The organism is Mesorhizobium sp. B2-3-7 (assembly GCF_006442695.1).
GTDB lineage: Bacteria > Pseudomonadota > Alphaproteobacteria > Rhizobiales > Rhizobiaceae > Mesorhizobium.
The window spans coordinates 56,480-72,777 of sequence record NZ_VFVV01000007.1; the positions used below are offsets into that span (position 1 = coordinate 56,480).

Genomic DNA, 16,298 nt, shown 5'->3' on the forward strand with positions numbered 1-16,298 from the left:
ACAGCGAGCCGGCTGCTGGTGGATGCCGCTCCCAAAAGCGACCTCGATTTGGGCGAACGACACGCACGAGCAAAAAGACCTAAGGCGTGTCGCATGAATCCGTTTCGACGCGAAACGCTTTTGGGCCTTTCATTATTCGATGGACTCGCTGTCCGCTTGAAGTCCTCATTTTCACGCAACTCCGGAAGGGAACCCGGCACTAGCTGCCCTGGAATGGCTCACATCTAGCTCGCGTTGAAGAGCCCGGCGGCACGCAAGGCGTCGACCAGCCGCTCGGTCAGATCGGCGGGATATTTTCTGTCGATGAAGGTTGCGCGCGGATTGGCGGCGAATTTCGGAAATTCGGTTATCAGCTCATCAAGCAGCCTGCGTGCCTGGTTGTCCCGACCGGCGATCTTGGCGCCGATCAGACGGGCGGCGAGATAGTGCGATTTCGCCGCAGTGGTTCTCAGAGCGCTGCTGGCTATCGCTGCCTTGCTGGTATCGCCCAGCATTAATTCTCCGGCGAAAAGCCCAAAGTCCCACCAGGTCGGGTGGCCGCTCGAGGCATCCACGGCATGCGCCAGAAGAGGTGTTCCTTCGGCGTACCGGCCGGCGAAAACCAGCCCGTAGCCATAGGCGGCGGCCATGGCGAGATCGTAGGGGTTAAGATCATGGGCCTTCCGCATCCATCGCAGGGCCTCGTCGGCATTGCCGAGGCGCGAATTGATGTAGCCGTAGGAGCGATGTGCGTACGGGCTGGTCGGCCCCATCTGCACGGCGCGATGGGCAAACGTCATCGCCTTCTCGATCGTTGCGTCCGGCGGGTAGGCGTAGTGGTCGGTCACGGCCTCCAAATGCAATGAGGCGAGTTCCGAATAAACCAGTGACGATTTCGCGCCACTGTTGGCAAGGGCTTCGAGGCAACGATAGGCGGTCTCGTGAGTCCTGGCGTTCTGGTCGAGATAGTACTTGTCGTTGAGCAGCAGGCACTGCGTCAGGCCGGTCTCCGCGCCGGACTGCTCGATGTAATTGTAGATGGTGCCAGAAGCGGGAAGTGCCGCACTGAGAATGCCGGATATGCGATCCTCGACTACGGTTGGTGCGCTGTCGGCGGCGGTCAGGTTGCGCGACAACAGCACCCGTCCGGACGCCAAGCTTTGCAGTTCGATGGTAACGTCGCCCGCGTCTGGTCCAGGCAGGATATCGAAAATGAAACTCGTCGCATCGGCGACCGGATCGGCTTTGTTGACGGTGTTGCGACCGATGAAGTCGATCGTGTCAAAGCCGCTCAGGCCGGCACGCAGCGATGCGGCGACGCGACTGGCATTGGGAGTGTTGGCCCTGAGGGCGATGTAGACGAGCGGCAGCGCTTCGACCATGGGCGACGGCGTGATGCTGCCGGTTTCGCCGGCGGTCTCGAACGTTGCCGGGATGTCGCCTCCCGCCAGCAAGGCACCGCCGCCCTGGCGCAGGATCAGAACGCCCAACATGGCGATAACCACGGCGATCGCGATCCAGAAGAACCTGAGATGGCGCGTCACCGAGAGGCCCGCCGCAGGAACCTGGCCGAGCAAGGCCGCCATGGGTGCGGCATCATCGGCGGCACCGGACTGTTCGGGCAGGCTGGCTGTCGGCTCTGCGTGACTGGCGGCTTCCGCTGCTTGCGGCAGGCGGATGGCATTGAGTTCGTAGGCCGGGACGTAACCGCCGCGCGGAATGGCTATGCGGACCGGCTCGGCAATGCCTTCATTGGCGAAATAATGTTGCAGCAGTTCGCGCAGGCGGCCCGCCTGCACCCGCACGACGGCATCGGTGGACGGATCGAAATCGCCGTCCTTGCCGAAAACATCCATAGCGATGGAAAAGCCCTTGAGCCTGTCGGCTTCCCCGGCCTGCTCGCGCTCGACGAGATAGCGAAGCAATTTGCGCGCGCGCTCGGATCTCCCGAACGTTTCGCTGGCAAGCAGTCGCTCCAGTGTCTCGCGCACTGCGGGGGCGGCAGGCGTGGCATGCTGCAAGTGTCGATCCTCTCGAAGTCGGCACAGGTTGAGGCGCGATCATATCGTTACCGCACCACCGTACAAGCATACACGTATTATGCGATCGCGTACCACACCGGATAATTTCCCGGTGGTTAATGACACAAAAGTCGGGACCAATCGCTAAACGACGATGGTCCCGAATTCGTTCCAGGCCTGTATCAACCGGCTCTTTTGCCGATAATCCGGTTGGCGGCGGACACCACGGCCTCCAGCGAGGCAGCGACGATGTTGGTGTTGATGCCTGCGCCGAACAGCTTGCCGTCAGGATGTTCCATCTCGACATAGGAAATGGCCGAGGCGTTCGAACCGCGCTGCATCGAGTGCTCGGAATAGTCGAGCACCGACATATCGACGCCGACATGGCGCGACAGCGCATCGACGAAGCCGTCGATCGGGCCTGTGCCTGTGCCTGATATCGTCATCTCCTTGCCGTCGTCGATAATGACCGCCTCGACAACGCGCCGGCCCTTTACCTCGGTGTCCGGATAGGTGTGGTGATCGAGGAATTTCAGCCTGGCGCCCGGCTGGTCGACATAGGTATCGAGGAAGCGCTCATAGATGCGCCTGGCCGGCACTTCCTTGCCTTCGGCATCGGTGATCGCCTGGATTGCCTGGCTAAACTCGATCTGCAGGTTGCGCGGCAGGTTGAGCCCGTAATCCGCCTGCAGCACATAGGCGATGCCGCCCTTGCCGGACTGCGAGTTGATGCGGATGATGGCTTCGTAGCTGCGGCCGACATCGGCCGGGTCGATCGGCAGGTAGGGAACCTCCCACACTGGCGTGTTGGCCTTCTTCAGCGCCTTCATACCCTTGTTGATGGCATCCTGGTGCGAGCCGGAAAAGGCGGTGTAGACGAGTTCGCCCACATAGGGATGGCGCTCGGGAATCTTCAGCTGGTTCGAATATTCGTAGACATCCTTCATCCGGTTGATGTCGGAGCAGTCCAGCTTCGGATCGACGCCTTGCGTGTACATGTTGAGCGCCAGCGTGACGATGTCGACATTGCCGGTGCGCTCGCCATTGCCGAACAGCGTGCCTTCGACGCGATCGGCGCCGGCCATCAGGCCGAGCTCGGTGGTGGCGATGCCGGTGCCACGGTCATTATGCGGGTGCAGCGAAATGATCAGGTTCTCGCGCCTGTCGAGATTGCGGCACATCCACTCGATGCGGTCGGCATAGATATTGGGCGTCGACATCTCGACGGTCGACGGCAGGTTGATGATGAGCTTGTTGTCAGGCGTCGGCTTCACGATCTCGGTGACCGCGTTGCAGATCTCCAGCGCCACCTCGAGCTCGGTGCCGGTGAAGCTTTCGGGCGAGTATTCGAAACGGTAGCCGCCGCCGGCACCCGCTGCCATGTCGGTGATCATCTTGGCGGCATCGGTGGCGATGCGCTTGATGCCGGCGACGTCCTTCTCGAAGACGACGCGGCGCTGCAACTCGCTGGTCGAATTGTAGAAATGCACGATCGGGTTGGTGGCGCCCCTGAGCGCTTCGAAGGTGCGGGTGATCAGTTCGGGCCGGCACTGCACCAGCACCTGCAGCGAAACGTCGGCCGGTACGCTGCCCTCTTCGATGCACCAGCGGGCGAAGTCGAAATCGGTCTGCGAGGCCGAAGGAAAACCGATCTCGATCTCCTTGAAACCCATGTCGAGCAGCAGCGCGAACATGCGCGCCTTGCGTTCGTGGCCCATCGGGTCGATCAGCGCCTGGTTGCCGTCGCGCAGGTCGACCGAGCACCAGATTGGCGCCTTGTCGATCACTTTCGAGGGCCAGGTCCGGTCGGTGAGGCCGACGATTGGGTAGGGTTGGTACTTGCGGGCGGCGTCCGGCATGCCGCCGTTCTGCTGGCCCGCCGGGGCCTCGCTTACGCGGATTTCTTCTCGTGCGTTCATCGTCGTTTCTCCCGGCGACCCTCGAATCCGCCTTCAGGCGGATGGGTGGCGAGTGGCGCCTTTACCAGATTTTCGTTCGCTTGATGTGACTGCCAAGGAGCATGCGCTTGCGCGGCGGCTCGACCGCCGGGCGCTCCTTCAGCGAACCCGGCGATCGCCGATAAGGCCGAGAAGAAGAAGCAGCGTCGAGGCAAGCGCGCGCACGGTCTCGCCGGCAAAGCCGGTCTGACGGGAAGCGGTGGTGGCGCGCGTGTTCATGGCGGTTTTCATACAGGAGCGGCCAGCCGGAGGCAAGCCGTACCGAAAGCCATGCCGACAGCCGGGCGCGTGCCGGGCCACGTTCCGTCTGACGTCGCCGACGTGCGTGCCCTTCCAACAGGCCGAGGCCGGACCTGGCCGCCAACGGGACGTAGCGGTTCAATATATAAGATGACTTATGTATTCAAGTTTCTGTGGAAACTTCGGAACGTCTATGGCATGCCGCTGCCGGCGCGGCCCTCCTGCGGCCGATTGCTTCAAACCGTTTCGAAAGACGCGAACGATGGACCAACTGCGAGCGCAAACCCGGATCAGCGATGCGGCGATCAGGTCGGTGATGGACCGGCTGCGCACCGAGCACAGCGAATTCGAGGTCGAGACCGGTGTTGCCGATCGATGGGAACTTCGCCTGTACTACGGTTCGCTGAGCGCGGCACTCGAGGGCGACTCCATGCTGATCCGCGTCTCGGCCGTAGACGAAACCTGCCTGTCCTACATGAAGATGACGGTCGCCGGCCACGTCGCGCAGCACCTTGGAACGACGAGCGGACTGCGCTGGCAAGGCGACGGCAGCGACACCGGCACCCCAATCTTCTTCCGCGAAATCACGGTTGTGTCGTCAACGCGGATTTCTCCGCATATGCAGCGCCTGCGCTTTGCAGGCGATGATCTTGGCCGGTTTACTCATGGCGGCCTGCACATCCGGCTGCTGCTGCCGCCGCGGGGCAGGCCGCCCGTTTGGCCCTCGATGGGCGCCGACGGCCTGCTTGTGTGGCCTGCCGGTGAGGATGCGCTCACCGTCCGCATCTACACGATCCGGGCGGTGGATCCGATAAGCGGTTGGCTCGATGTCGATTTCGTGCTGCACCCCGACCATGACACGCCCGCTGCCACATTCGCGCAGAACGCGGTGGCGGGAGACGTGATCGGCATGATCGGGCCAAGCGGCGGCGAGACGCCGACGGCGCCGACCCTGCTGCTGGTCGGCGACGACACAGCGCTGCCGGCAATTGGCCGGATTCTGGGGGAACTGCGGCCGTCAACCCGCGTCGAGGCGCTCATCGAGGTCGATGGCCCGGACGACCGCATCGCGCTGGCGCAAGGCGACAACATCGAAATCACCTGGCTTTACCGGCACGACCGCGCGGCCGGCACCGCCGGCCTGCTGGCGGCCGCCCTGCGCGAGCGCAGCCACATGGCGCTTGCCGATAACCTCTACGTCTGGGCCGGATGCGAGTTCACGGACTTCCGCGAGATCCGCAAGATCGTGCGCAAGGAGTGGGGCCTGGGCCGCGACCGGCACCTGGTAACGGCCTATTGGCGTCGCGACGCGCAGGCCGAGGGCGACGACGAGGGTTAGGATCGATCCATAAGTATGCCGGCAGCCGGGGCGGAGCAGCCTATTCCTTCACCGCGCGCGCTACCAGCCGCGCGATGCTCGGGCCGACAAGCAGCACGATCAGGAAACGCGCCGACTGGAGCGCCATGATGAAGGAGATGTCGACGTTCTGGGCGGCGGCGGCGATGATGGCGACGCTGTCCATGCCGCCGGGGCTGGTCGCGAGATAGGCGGTCAGCGGATCGATGCCGAGCAGATGGCTGATCATGAAGGCGAGGCCGCCGCAAAAGGCGATCAGAGCCACGATCGAAGCGACGATCTGCGGCAGGGCACGTGTCGCATGGCGCAGGATCGGCCTTGTGAAGTTCAGCCCGATCGACCATCCGACCATGGCGTAACTGACAGCCAGCAGCCAAGGCGGCAATTGCATCGGCACGCCGAGGCCAAGGTGGATCACCGCGCCGAAGATGAAGGTGCCCAGAAAGGAGGGCGAAGGCAACCGGCAAAGCCTTCCCGCCAGCCCGCCGACCAGCGCGATGCCAATGGTTGCTGCTAAGGCTTGGGCATCGATCGGCGGAAACCAGATAATCGGCGGGATTTCGACGCCTGACGTGTCGACCCACATCTTGGCGACAATGGCCGCCGTCATCGAGACGAAGATGACACGCAGATACTGCATGAAGGCGACGAGGCGCTGGTCGGCGCCGAAGGCGCCGGCCATCAGCACCATTGCGGTGGCGGCGCCTGGGGAGGATCCCCAGACGGCGGTCGTGCCGGGCAGGATGCGCCACCGGCTGATCAGCCAGCCGAGCAGGCTGGACGCCGTGACGGTGGCTGTCACTGCGCCGAGGAACAGCGGCCATTCGGCATAGAAGACGCGAAAAATGTCGGCCGAGATCGAAGCGGCGATGAGGCAGCCGACGATCGCCTGGGCGGAGCCGAACAGAAGCCGCGGCACGCGCACGGTAGCGCCGTTGGTGCCGGCGACGATAGCCGCCAGCATCGGCCCGATGAGCAGCGCCGCCGGCAGCGCGGCCAGTTCGAGCGCACCGGCAAACAGCACGGAAATGACGAGGAGGGCCAGCCATTGCCAAGGCTTGCGCATGCGCGCCATGCGCTCGACGGCCGGCTGGCCAGGAGACGGCTGCTTGGGCGAGGAATCCATGTTCTGGTCTTAGACTGAGCGGTAAGGGATGCGAACCCCCGCTGCATCGAAAAGCGATCGCCTCAGATGTCTGTGCCGAACAGTTGCTCGATTTCTCCACCGCTCATGCGATCGAAACGGTCGGACACCGAAAACTGACCAGCCATAAAGCCAACCCGTCGCGATTGTACCGGCACCGATTGATCCATAGGAATGACCTTGACCAATGACTTGCCAGCCTTGGCGATAATGAAAGGTTCGCCGTTGGCGGCTCGCTGAACGAGACGTGAAAGATTGGCCTTCGCATCGCTAATGTTTACGATCTGCGTCGAGTCGTCCACCCGGATCAGCCCGTCTTGTCGTCAGCCAATCCAAAGCCGCCGACGGGGTTGGTTTCCACCTGGAACTCGAAGCCGGCGATGAAGGGCCTCGCCTTGGCGATGGCCGCCTGGACTTCGGGAAGCTGCAGCGAGGCCTTGTGGCTTGCCTGGTCAGTCCACACTTCTGTGACCCAGATGGCATCGGCATCGGCCGGGTCGGTGGCAACGATATAGCTCAGGCAGCCGGGCAGGGCGCCGGTGCTGGCGCGCAGGACGTCCATGACAGCGTCGCGCTGGCCGCGGGCCGCCCGCATCTTGCCGATCAGACCGTACATCCCTTCGTCTCCCTTCAGCGTTTTCGACAAGAGTATACCGTTCGTCAGTATGCAGGTCGCGGCTCAAGGCATCAACTGGCCACCATTCACCTCGATCACCTGGCCGGTGATGTAGCCGCTCAACAGATCGGAGGAGAGGAACAGATAAGCACCGACGCAATCTTCAGCCGTGCCGGCGCGCCCCTGCGGAATGGTGGCAACCATGCCCCTGATCTGCTCTTCGGTCGAGTAGCGTTCGTGGAACGGCGTGAGAATGGTGCCGGGTGCCACCGCGTTGACGCGAATGCCGAAGCCGATCAGTTCCTTGGCCATGCCGCGCGTGACGTTGGAGACGAAAGCCTTGGCCGAGCCGTAAAGCCCGGCGCCACCGCCGGCGCCGTTGCGGGCGGCGATCGAGGAGGTGTTGACGATGAAGCCGCCTTGTCTCTTCAACCACGGCATCGCCTTGCGCGAGGCGGCCAACACCGAACGCGCGTTGAGATCCATCACCGCGTCGTAATGCGCCTCTGTCTGCTCGGCGTAGGGCACGCGGCCGAGCATCCCGCCGGCATTGTTGACCAGCCCGTCGAGGCGGCCGAAATGCTGCGCGCTGTCCTCGACGACGCGTTCGACGTCGGCGGCCAGGGAAAAATCGCCCTGGACGAGAAGCACCTCGCCGCCATTGTCGCGAATGGCCTTGCCAAGTTTTTCGGCGGCGTCACGGCTGGAATTGTAGTGCAGTGCGACCAGACATTTCTGCGTCGCATAAGCCAACGCGAGTGCCGCGCCGATGCCGGTCGAGGCGCCGGTGACCAGCACCGCCTTGCCGGCGAGATCGGGAATGACAAGCCCGAGGGGAGTGGTTGTCGCTGGCACTGCCGTTTCTCCGGGATTTCGCGGTTCTTAGCTGGTCTTGCTACCCTTGCATTCAGTCCATGCAGCTTCAAGGCCTGAGATAGGCATAGCCCTGGCTTTGCAGTTCGGCGAGCTTGACGACGCCGCCACTGTCGGCCGCATGAAAACCGTCGAGCAGGTCGGCGAGCGAAATATCCATGCCGTGCATGGTGTTGGCGCAGGCATGCGGATCGAGCCCTTGCTGGACGAGACCGGTGAAACGACCGGAGATCGCCGCCGATATGCCCTTCGACTTGAAACCGGCAAGAGCCGGACCATGGACGACCAGCGCGATATCGACATTGCCGCCGGTGCCTTCGTAATGGTTCTTGATGTTGCCCAGCACGAAATTGACCTTGTCGAGGTCACTGAGATGATAGGCGACCTTCAATCTCGTGGCCTCGGTGGCCGCGGCTTGCGCCACCCGCAGTCCAATCAGCGTGCCGGCTCCGACGAGAATCGCGCGGAACATGTCGCGTCGACGCATGGCGATGGTTCCCCCGGGTTGAAAGATGGCAGCGAATTGCGTGGCCGCGACGCCGAGTGTAGCATAAATCGGCGTCGCGTCCTGCCGATGCGGAGGGTCACATGGCGTTCGAACAGAGACTGGCAAGCGTCCTGTCCGGAGCGGCCTTGTTGAGCCTGCTGGGCGCGACGGCTTTCGCCGACGAGGCGGCCAAGCTCACCGAACTCAGTCCCAACGGTCAGGACGCCTGTTTCGGCCGCATCTACGATGCCAACCACCTCAAGGCGCATCCGGACCAGAAGGTGGCCCGGATCTTCTTCTACTACGGCCATGATCCGGTCAGCAGGCCGAACGAGGAACCGGCCGCGAATGCCGGCACGTCCTACAATGGCTTCGTCACAACCACGGTGCGTGGCGCCAAGGCTCCGGAATGGGCCGGCGGCTGGTGTAGTCACCAATCCGAGGATGGCGCATCAAACCCGATCCATTGCGGCATGGAATGCGACCGCACGCTGGCGTCGCTGAAAGTCGACCACAAGGGCCGGCTGATCCTTTCGGACCTGCAGCCCGATATCTATCTCGATGCCGGTTCCGAGGAGGAACTCGGCACGACTGAATACAACAGGCAGGCGCTGGGGTCGCGGGACGACAATTTCCGCCTCGACCCGATGCCGGCAGCGACCTGCAAGGCGGAGTTCGCCCGCATCGACCCGATCGACCCAGCGATGGGTCCGCCGCTGCGCGACCGGCTGAAGCCCGACCAGGCCTTCTGCTACGGACGCGACTACGATGCCGCGCATTTCGGTTCGCATCCCGACCAACTGACGCAGTCGATCCGCGTGTTCCGTGGGCCGGTCGAACTGGCTTCATTCGCGGCGGGCGGCGACCTTGCCAATTGGCCTGACGGCGCCGACATCGCCGTTTCGGTCACGACGCGGCAAAAGTCGGGCAAGGTCACGCAGGTCTATTCCTGCCAGGGCGAGGCCGACCAGTGGCGCTGCGCGGCGAGTTCGAAGATGAGCGATTTCTCCTGCGATATCACGCAGAAGGAGATTTTCCTCAAGCGCGGCGCCAACGGCATGATGATGCTGGCCAATACCAACAACAGCCTGGCAATCGTCGATTTCTGTTCACAGGCAGCCGACGGCAAGACGAAGTCGGACGATAAGATCTACCGGCTGGAACCGATGCCGCAATCGGCTTGCGCGCCTTGAGCGGAGCCTTGTTTAGGTCAGCACGAAGGGATATATCTTTGCTATATCTCATTTGAGGATAGCACGATGGACAAAGCAAAAGTGTTCTGGTCAGGCAGATCCCAAGCCGTGCGCCTGCCGAAGCAGTTCCGTTTCGACACGGAGGAGGTCTCGATACGCCGTCACGGGCAAACCGTCATCTTGGAACCGCTTGCGCAGGACTGGGCGTGGCTCGACCAAGTGATTGGACCGCTTGATAATGATTTCGCCGAGGCAGCACTGGAACGTCAGGACGGGCAGGATCGACCTGCCTTGGACGACGTCTTCAAGTGATCTACCTGCTTGACACCAATGCCGTCATCGCGGTCATGAAGGGCGATGAGGATCTGCTTGCACTGCTGAAACGGCATAGGCCGCAGGACTTTGCCGTTTCAGCGATCGTCGTGCACGAACTGTGCTATGGCGCCGAAAAGAGCCAGCGTCGGGTCGAAAATATGGCGCGTATCGAAGCTCTGCTGTTTCCTGTGCTCGAATTCGATCGGGAAGACGCGAGACATGCCGGAGAGATTCGGGCAACGCTTGCCACATTGGGAACTCCAATTGGTCCCTACGATGCGTTGATTGGTGGGCAGGCGCGCGCGCGGAACCTCACGCTGATGACCCGCAATGTCCGGGAATTCGAGCGGATCAAAGCTCTGTCAATCGAGACGTGGTGAACTGCCTCACGCGAACGGCACCGCCGTCGTGCCCTTCGGCAGCTTGGCCTCATCATCGGGCTCGACATGGATGGTGACGCGCACGGAAGGGATTTCCGCCTGCAGCGCATCCTCGATGCGGTCGCAGATGACATGGCTGGCGCCGACCGACATGTCGGCATCGACGACGAGATGGAATTCGATGAAGGTGGCGCGGCCGGCGATGCGTGTCTTGAGGTCGTGCACTTCGAGCGCGCCTTTGCAATTGGCCGAAATGATGTCGCGGATGCGCATATGCTCCTGGGTGTCGACTGCGCGGTCCATCAGCCCGTTCATCGACGAGCCGATAACATGCCAGCCCTGCCAAAGAATGTTGAGCGCGACGATCACGGCCAGCGCCGGATCGAGGATCTGCCATCCGGTCAGCACCGCGCCGACAAGGCCGGCGAAGACGCCGACCGAGGTCACGACGTCGGTCATGATGTGTTGGCCGTCGGCGACCAGTGCCGGCGATCTTGCGTTGCGCCCTGTACGGATCAGCGCCCAGGCCCAGAAGGCGTTGATGACCGTCGCCACACCGTTGACGGCAAGGCCTTCCCATGGCTGCTGGAGCGGGACGGGGTTGAGCCAGGATTGCCAGACCTCGTTCAGGATCAGGAGTGCCGCGACCACGATCAGCACGCCTTCCAGGACGGCCGAGAAATACTCGGCCTTGTGGTGGCCGAACGGATGGTCCTGGTCGGCAGGCTTGTAGCTGACCTGGATCGCCCAGAACGCGGCGGCCGAGGCGATGACGTTGACGATCGATTCCAGCGCGTCCGAATAGAGTGCGACGGAACCGGTGATGTACCAGGCGGCAAGCTTGAGTGCGAGCACCACACAAGCGACGACGATCGACCAGAAGGCAAGCCTTGCGACCTTGCGCCTGGTCGCGGCCTTCGCCGCGACCGCCATCGTGTCCCGCGTTTCGACCATCGTCTCTAGGCGGCCTTGTCCTTGGCCTTGCGCGGCAGGTGGGCGACGATGTTCTCGATGATGCGCATGCCGGCATTGTGGCCGAGCGTCATGATCGATTCCGGATGGAATTGCACCGCGGCGATCGGCTCCTTGCGGTGCTCGAAGGCCATGATGACGCCGTCTTCGGTCTCGGCGGTGACCACGAAATCGTCGGGTAGCCGCACCGGATCGGCGAAGATCGAATGGTAACGGCCGACGGTGACTTCCTTGGGCAGGCCGGAGAAGATGATGCCGGGCTTGGAGACGCGAATGCGCGACGGCTTGCCGTGCATCGGCACATGCAGCTGCCGCAATTCGCCGCCATAGGCCTCGGCCAGCGCCTGCAGGCCGAGGCAGACGCCGAAGATCGGCAGCTCGCGGGCGCGCGCTCGTCCGATGGTGGCGGCGCAGTCGAAATCCTTGGGCGTGCCGGGACCAGGCGACAGCACGACGAGATCCGGCTTCAGCCGGTCGAAAACTTCTTCCGGCACGGGGGTGCGCACGGTCGAGACATTGGCGCCGGTCTGACGGAAGTAATTGGCCAGCGTGTGGACGAAGCTGTCTTCATGGTCGACGAGCAGGATGTTGACGCCGTCGCCGACGCGCGCGGTGGTGCGCTCGGTGCTGGCGGCATTGCCCGTCTTGGCGTCGCGGATGGCGGAGAGCATGGCGGAGGCCTTCAGTTCGGTTTCGGCTTCTTCTTCCTCGGGAATGCTGTCGAACAGTAATGTGGCGCCGGCACGCACCTCGGCAATGCCGTCCTTGATGCGGATGGTGCGCAGTGTCAGGCCGGTGTTCATATCACCGTTGAAATTGACCATGCCGATGGCGCCGCCATACCAGGCGCGCGGGCTCTTCTCGTTCTGCTCGATGAAGCGCATGGCCCATAGTTTCGGCGCGCCGGTGACGGTCACCGCCCAGGCGTGCGAGAGAAACGCGTCGAAGGCGTCCATGCCTTCGCGCAGCCTGCCCTCGATATGGTCAACCGTGTGGATAAGCCGCGAATACATCTCGATCTGGCGGCGGCCGATGACGCGCACCGAACCCGGCTCGCAGACGCGCGACTTGTCGTTGCGGTCGACATCCGAGCACATTGTGAGCTCGGATTCGTCCTTCTTGGAATTGAGCAGCTTCAGGATCTGCTCTGAGTCGGAAATGGCGTCGTCGCCACGCTTGATCGTGCCCGAGATCGGGCAGGTCTCGACACGGCGGCCGTTGACGCGCACGAACATTTCGGGCGAAGCGCCGATCAGGTATTCGCCTTCACCCAGATTGATGAAGAAGGAATAGGGCGAGGGGTTGATTGACTTCAGCTTGCGCGAAATCTCGGAGGGTTGGGTCTCGCAGCGTTCGTAGAACATCTGCCCGGGTACGACCTCGAACAGGTCACCGCGCTTGAAGCTGTCCATCGCGCGGCGCACAAGATTGGCGTATTCGCCGGGTTCATGGTCGCCGCGCGGCGGGATACGGTCGGCAGTCTTGAACGGCTCGGCGATCTCGTCGCGCGGCAGGCCTTCGGTCGAAAAACCCTTGCCGGCGTAGTCATATCGATCGGTCCAGGCCTTGGCCGAATAATGATCGACGACCAGGATCTCGTCGGGCAGGAACAGCACGAGATCGCGCTGGCTTGGCTTGCGTTCGAGCTTGTAGTCGACCGGATCGAACTGGAAGGCGAGGTCGTAGCCGAAGGCGCCGTAAAGGCCGAGATTGGCGTCTTCGGCGGTCTTGAACAAGGCGGTGATGGCGCGCAGAACCGTGAAGACGGAAGGAACGCGGCTGCGTTCTTCTTCGGTGAAGACACGGCCCGGCTTGGCGACGTCGAGGCGGATCAGCTTTTTCGACGCCTCGGCGATCGTGATCTCGGCGATATCGCCGAGCGTCTTGACGATGACCGGCAGAAGCACCTCGCCCCGCCGGTTCAGCGCCTCGATGCGCATGGACCGGCCACGCGCCGAGATCACCAAAGGCGGGTCGATGATGGCGGTGTCCCAACGCGTATAGCGGCCGGGATATTCATAGTTCGAAGAGAACACCGCGCCCCGGCGCGCATTCAGCCCGTCGACATAGGCGTCGATGGCGCCTTCATAGGGCCGGTCGTGGCGCTCGCGGGTGATGGTGATGCCACCCCCGGTCACAAAACTCTCTGCGCCGTTGTCCAGAACCTTCATCGTCATTGCCGTCTCCATCAGCTTCTTGGGCAACGGACCCGGGAATGGCTTGGAAAAAACAAATGGCCGCCCGGACATTCCGCTGCGGCCACCCTCTCTTTTCACGCGCACGCGTTCGAACAGGCCGCTGTCAGCAGGCCCACCACCAAACGGTCTTGATCGAACGCATGTTCATGGCGATTCCCATAGCGGCGATTGAGCGACCGCGCAACTGGATTCGATGGAGGCTCAATCTTCCAGTGTGCCGGACCTTGCGTCGGCGCTCTTCCTGTCGCCCACCAGTTTCAACAGATCCTCGCCGGCGCGGATGATACGGCGCGAGCGCCGGGTCAGGACGATGCCGGCCTGCGGCGCGAACACCTCGGTGCGGCCATCGGCTTCGCCCGGTGCGTGGACGATGACGGCAAGCCGCGTGTCCTTGGCGACGCGGTCGCCGGGCTCCACGTCATAGAGCACGGCACCCGCCCGGGGCGCCGGCATCATGTCGATGTTTTCGAGCGGCGCGACAACCCCGGTGAAGGCACCGGGTGAGGGCAGGGCCGGGTCGGCGACTACGCCGCGCGCCACCAGCAGCCGGTAGAGCCCCGCGGCGTCCGACGCCGCGAACGCGCCATCGACATCGAGGATGCCGCGATATTCGACCGTCGTGACGACGCGCCGGCCGAGCTTCGCCACATCGGCGGGAACGTTCTGATAGGGCATGATCGAGGCGCCCTCGAAAGTGCCGTCCGTGTCTTCACTCCACAGCACCACCGCCTCGACGCCCATGGCGGCGGCGCAGTCGGCCATTGCCGGCCACAGGCTTGTGTGGACATACAGGTAGGAGAGACCCTCGTCGTCGCAATGCAGGTCGAGCACGATGTCGTGGCCGAGCGAAAGCTGCACCAGTCTCGTCTTCAGCCGCTGGTCGGGCGTGCCATGCGCGGTGTCGGGCAGGAGTGCCGTGTCGGGCGCAGCGAGCAGCGGGAAACCGCGGTTGAAGTTGGTGCGCGTGCCCAGATGAAAACGGCCCTGATGTTCGCCGAAATGATACTGGGCGCGGCCGATCGGATTGGCCCAGGGCACGATGGTGATGTCGCCCTTGATGCGCCCCTCCGCCTCGGCCCTGGCCAGCATCGGCATCAGCGCGTCAATGGCGACGACTCCGGGCAGTTCGCCGGCATGAAGTGCTGCCTGCAGATAGGCCGAAGGCGCGGATTTGTCGGTTCCAGCGAAGCGAAACAGCGGGAATTCGTAGGAAACCCCTTCGCTGTCGCCGGCTATGCGTTCGATCGATTTCTGCATGGGGTCTTTCTCCGCCGAGAGGCGAGAAGACATGCCTCTTCGACTGTGCGCTTGTCGATTGGTCCAGGCTGTCGCGCTATGGGCGCAAGCAGCTACTGCGCGGCAGGTTGAAGAGTGACGACCGGAGCGCGCTGGTCCAGTGCCCGCGAGGCAACGGCTACGGCGACCGCCAGCAGAGCGAGTGCCGCGCCCACCAGCGGCAGGTTGGCATAGGAAACGCCCCAGGAGAGCGCCACGCCGCCGATCCAGGCGCCGCTGGCGTTGCCGACATTGAAGGCGCCCTGGTTCAGCGTGGCGGCAAGGTTCGGTCCCTCGGAAGCGGCTTCCACGACACGGATCTGCAACGGCGGCACGACGACGAAGACGAGCATGCCCCACAGGAAGACGATGCCTATGGCGACACTGGCGATAGCGCCGAACTGCATGAAGCCGACAAACAGGACCGCCAGCAGCAGCAGCGTGCCGATCACCGTCGGCATCAGCTTCCAGTCGGCCAGCCGGCCGCCGATGATGTTGCCGATGGTCATGCCGGCGCCGAACAGCAAGAGCACCCAGGTGACCGCCGCCGTGGACAGGCCCGACACGTCGGTGAGATAGGGCTTGATATAGGTGAAGACGGCAAACAGGCTGGCTGAGGCGAGCGCCGCGATCAGCATGGCCAGCCACATCTGCAGCTTGCCGAGCACGCGCAATTCGCCGCGCAAGCCGTCGCCGCTTGGTTCAGTGACATCCGGCGGCACTAGCCAAGCGATCGCCGCGACCGAGATCAGCCCGATGCCGACCACCGCCAGGAAGGTGGCGCGCCAGCCGAAGGCTTCGCCAAGCGCCGTTCCGGCGGGAACGCCGAGGATGTTAGCCAGCGTCAGGCCGGCGAACATCAGCGCGATGGCGCTGGCACGCTTGTTGCGGGGCACCAGGCTGGCGGCGACGACCGAACCGATGCCGAAGAAGGCGCCGTGGCCGAAGGCGGTGAAGACGCGCGCGCCCATCAGCATCCAGTAATTGGGCGCGATGGCGCAGAGCAGGTTGCCGACGACGAACAGTGCGGCCAGTCCGACCAGCACCGGCTTGCGCGGCAGATGCGCGGTGGCCATCGCCACGATTGGCGCGCCGAAGACCACGCCCAGCGCATAGCCCGTGACCAGCAGCCCGGCCGCGGGAATGGTCACGCCAAGGTCGGCGGCGACCTCCGGCAGCAGACCCATGATGACGAATTCGGTGGTGCCGATGCAGAAGGACGCAATGGCAAGCGCAAGGATCGGCAAAGGCATGGGAGGTCCAGGCTGAATCGGTTCAAATGGAAACTGC

Annotated in this window: 15 protein-coding genes; 4 read left to right on the forward strand and 11 right to left on the reverse strand. The window is 63.4% G+C overall.

Annotation, left to right across the window (positions count from 1 at the left end):
• Nucleotides 1-224 precede the first annotated feature (224 nt).
• Nucleotides 225-2,000, reverse strand: a complete 1,776-nt coding sequence (locus FJ940_RS15160) for a hypothetical protein (RefSeq protein WP_140524941.1) — start codon at nucleotides 1,998-2,000, stop codon at nucleotides 225-227.
• A 182-nt stretch (nucleotides 2,001-2,182) separates the two neighbouring features.
• Nucleotides 2,183-3,919 (reverse strand): 2-isopropylmalate synthase, encoded by a 1,737-nt coding sequence (leuA, locus tag FJ940_RS15165; protein WP_140657050.1) that lies wholly within the window; start codon nucleotides 3,917-3,919, stop codon nucleotides 2,183-2,185.
• 595 nt (nucleotides 3,920-4,514) lie between these two features.
• On the opposite strand from leuA, the gene FJ940_RS15175 reads away from it, so the two are divergent.
• A complete protein-coding gene (locus FJ940_RS15175) occupies nucleotides 4,515-5,537 on the forward strand; it encodes a siderophore-interacting protein (RefSeq protein WP_224518883.1) in 1,023 nt (340 codons plus the stop codon).
• Nucleotides 5,538-5,577: 40 nt separating this feature from the next.
• Here the strand turns inward: FJ940_RS15175 and FJ940_RS15180 are convergent, their stop codons facing one another.
• The 5 genes from FJ940_RS15180 to FJ940_RS15200 all read right to left on the reverse strand — a co-directional run bounded on the left by FJ940_RS15180 (nucleotide 5,578) and on the right by FJ940_RS15200 (nucleotide 8,675).
• Nucleotides 5,578-6,681, reverse strand: a complete 1,104-nt coding sequence (locus tag FJ940_RS15180) for an AbrB family transcriptional regulator (protein ID WP_140496085.1) — start codon at nucleotides 6,679-6,681, stop codon at nucleotides 5,578-5,580.
• Between the two features lie 62 nt (nucleotides 6,682-6,743).
• Nucleotides 6,744-7,001 (reverse strand): type II toxin-antitoxin system prevent-host-death family antitoxin, encoded by a 258-nt coding sequence (locus FJ940_RS15185; protein WP_140496084.1) that lies wholly within the window; start codon nucleotides 6,999-7,001, stop codon nucleotides 6,744-6,746.
• 5 nt (nucleotides 7,002-7,006) lie between these two features.
• Nucleotides 7,007-7,315, reverse strand: a complete 309-nt coding sequence (locus FJ940_RS15190; RefSeq protein ID WP_140496083.1) for a putative quinol monooxygenase — start codon at nucleotides 7,313-7,315, stop codon at nucleotides 7,007-7,009.
• Nucleotides 7,316-7,378: 63 nt separating this feature from the next.
• Nucleotides 7,379-8,170 (reverse strand): SDR family oxidoreductase, encoded by a 792-nt coding sequence (locus FJ940_RS15195; protein ID WP_140556137.1) that lies wholly within the window; start codon nucleotides 8,168-8,170, stop codon nucleotides 7,379-7,381.
• 67 nt (nucleotides 8,171-8,237) lie between these two features.
• Nucleotides 8,238-8,675 (reverse strand): DsrE family protein, encoded by a 438-nt coding sequence (locus FJ940_RS15200; RefSeq protein ID WP_140524937.1) that lies wholly within the window; start codon nucleotides 8,673-8,675, stop codon nucleotides 8,238-8,240.
• Nucleotides 8,676-8,776: 101 nt separating this feature from the next.
• Between FJ940_RS15200 and FJ940_RS15205 the strand changes: the two genes are divergently transcribed.
• From FJ940_RS15205 to FJ940_RS15215, 3 genes are all read left to right on the forward strand, one after another.
• Nucleotides 8,777-9,868, forward strand: a complete 1,092-nt coding sequence (locus FJ940_RS15205) for a hypothetical protein (RefSeq protein ID WP_140556136.1) — start codon at nucleotides 8,777-8,779, stop codon at nucleotides 9,866-9,868.
• 66 nt (nucleotides 9,869-9,934) lie between these two features.
• Entirely contained in the window at nucleotides 9,935-10,180 is a 246-nt protein-coding gene (gene vapB / locus FJ940_RS15210) for a type II toxin-antitoxin system VapB family antitoxin (RefSeq protein WP_140556134.1), read from the forward strand.
• Nucleotides 10,177-10,563 carry a type II toxin-antitoxin system VapC family toxin gene (locus FJ940_RS15215; RefSeq protein WP_140496079.1) on the forward strand — a complete coding sequence of 129 codons (387 nt, stop codon included), beginning with the start codon at nucleotides 10,177-10,179 and terminating at the stop codon, nucleotides 10,561-10,563. Before vapB ends, FJ940_RS15215 begins: the two co-directional genes overlap by 4 nt.
• A 6-nt stretch (nucleotides 10,564-10,569) precedes the next feature.
• Here FJ940_RS15215 and FJ940_RS15220 read toward each other — a convergent pair whose 3' ends face one another.
• The 4 genes from FJ940_RS15220 to FJ940_RS15235 all read right to left on the reverse strand — a co-directional run bounded on the left by FJ940_RS15220 (nucleotide 10,570) and on the right by FJ940_RS15235 (nucleotide 16,261).
• On the reverse strand, nucleotides 10,570-11,517 hold the full coding sequence (locus FJ940_RS15220) for a cation diffusion facilitator family transporter (protein WP_140556132.1): 948 nt from the start codon (nucleotides 11,515-11,517) through the stop codon (nucleotides 10,570-10,572).
• A 5-nt stretch (nucleotides 11,518-11,522) separates the two neighbouring features.
• Nucleotides 11,523-13,712 carry an anthranilate synthase gene (locus FJ940_RS15225; RefSeq protein WP_140624198.1) on the reverse strand — a complete coding sequence of 730 codons (2,190 nt, stop codon included), beginning with the start codon at nucleotides 13,710-13,712 and terminating at the stop codon, nucleotides 11,523-11,525.
• 222 nt (nucleotides 13,713-13,934) lie between these two features.
• Entirely contained in the window at nucleotides 13,935-14,990 is a 1,056-nt protein-coding gene (locus FJ940_RS15230; protein WP_140657054.1) for a succinylglutamate desuccinylase/aspartoacylase family protein, read from the reverse strand.
• Between the two features lie 92 nt (nucleotides 14,991-15,082).
• On the reverse strand, nucleotides 15,083-16,261 hold the full coding sequence (locus FJ940_RS15235) for an MFS transporter (protein WP_140524932.1): 1,179 nt from the start codon (nucleotides 16,259-16,261) through the stop codon (nucleotides 15,083-15,085).
• Between the last annotated feature and the right edge of the window lie 37 nt (nucleotides 16,262-16,298).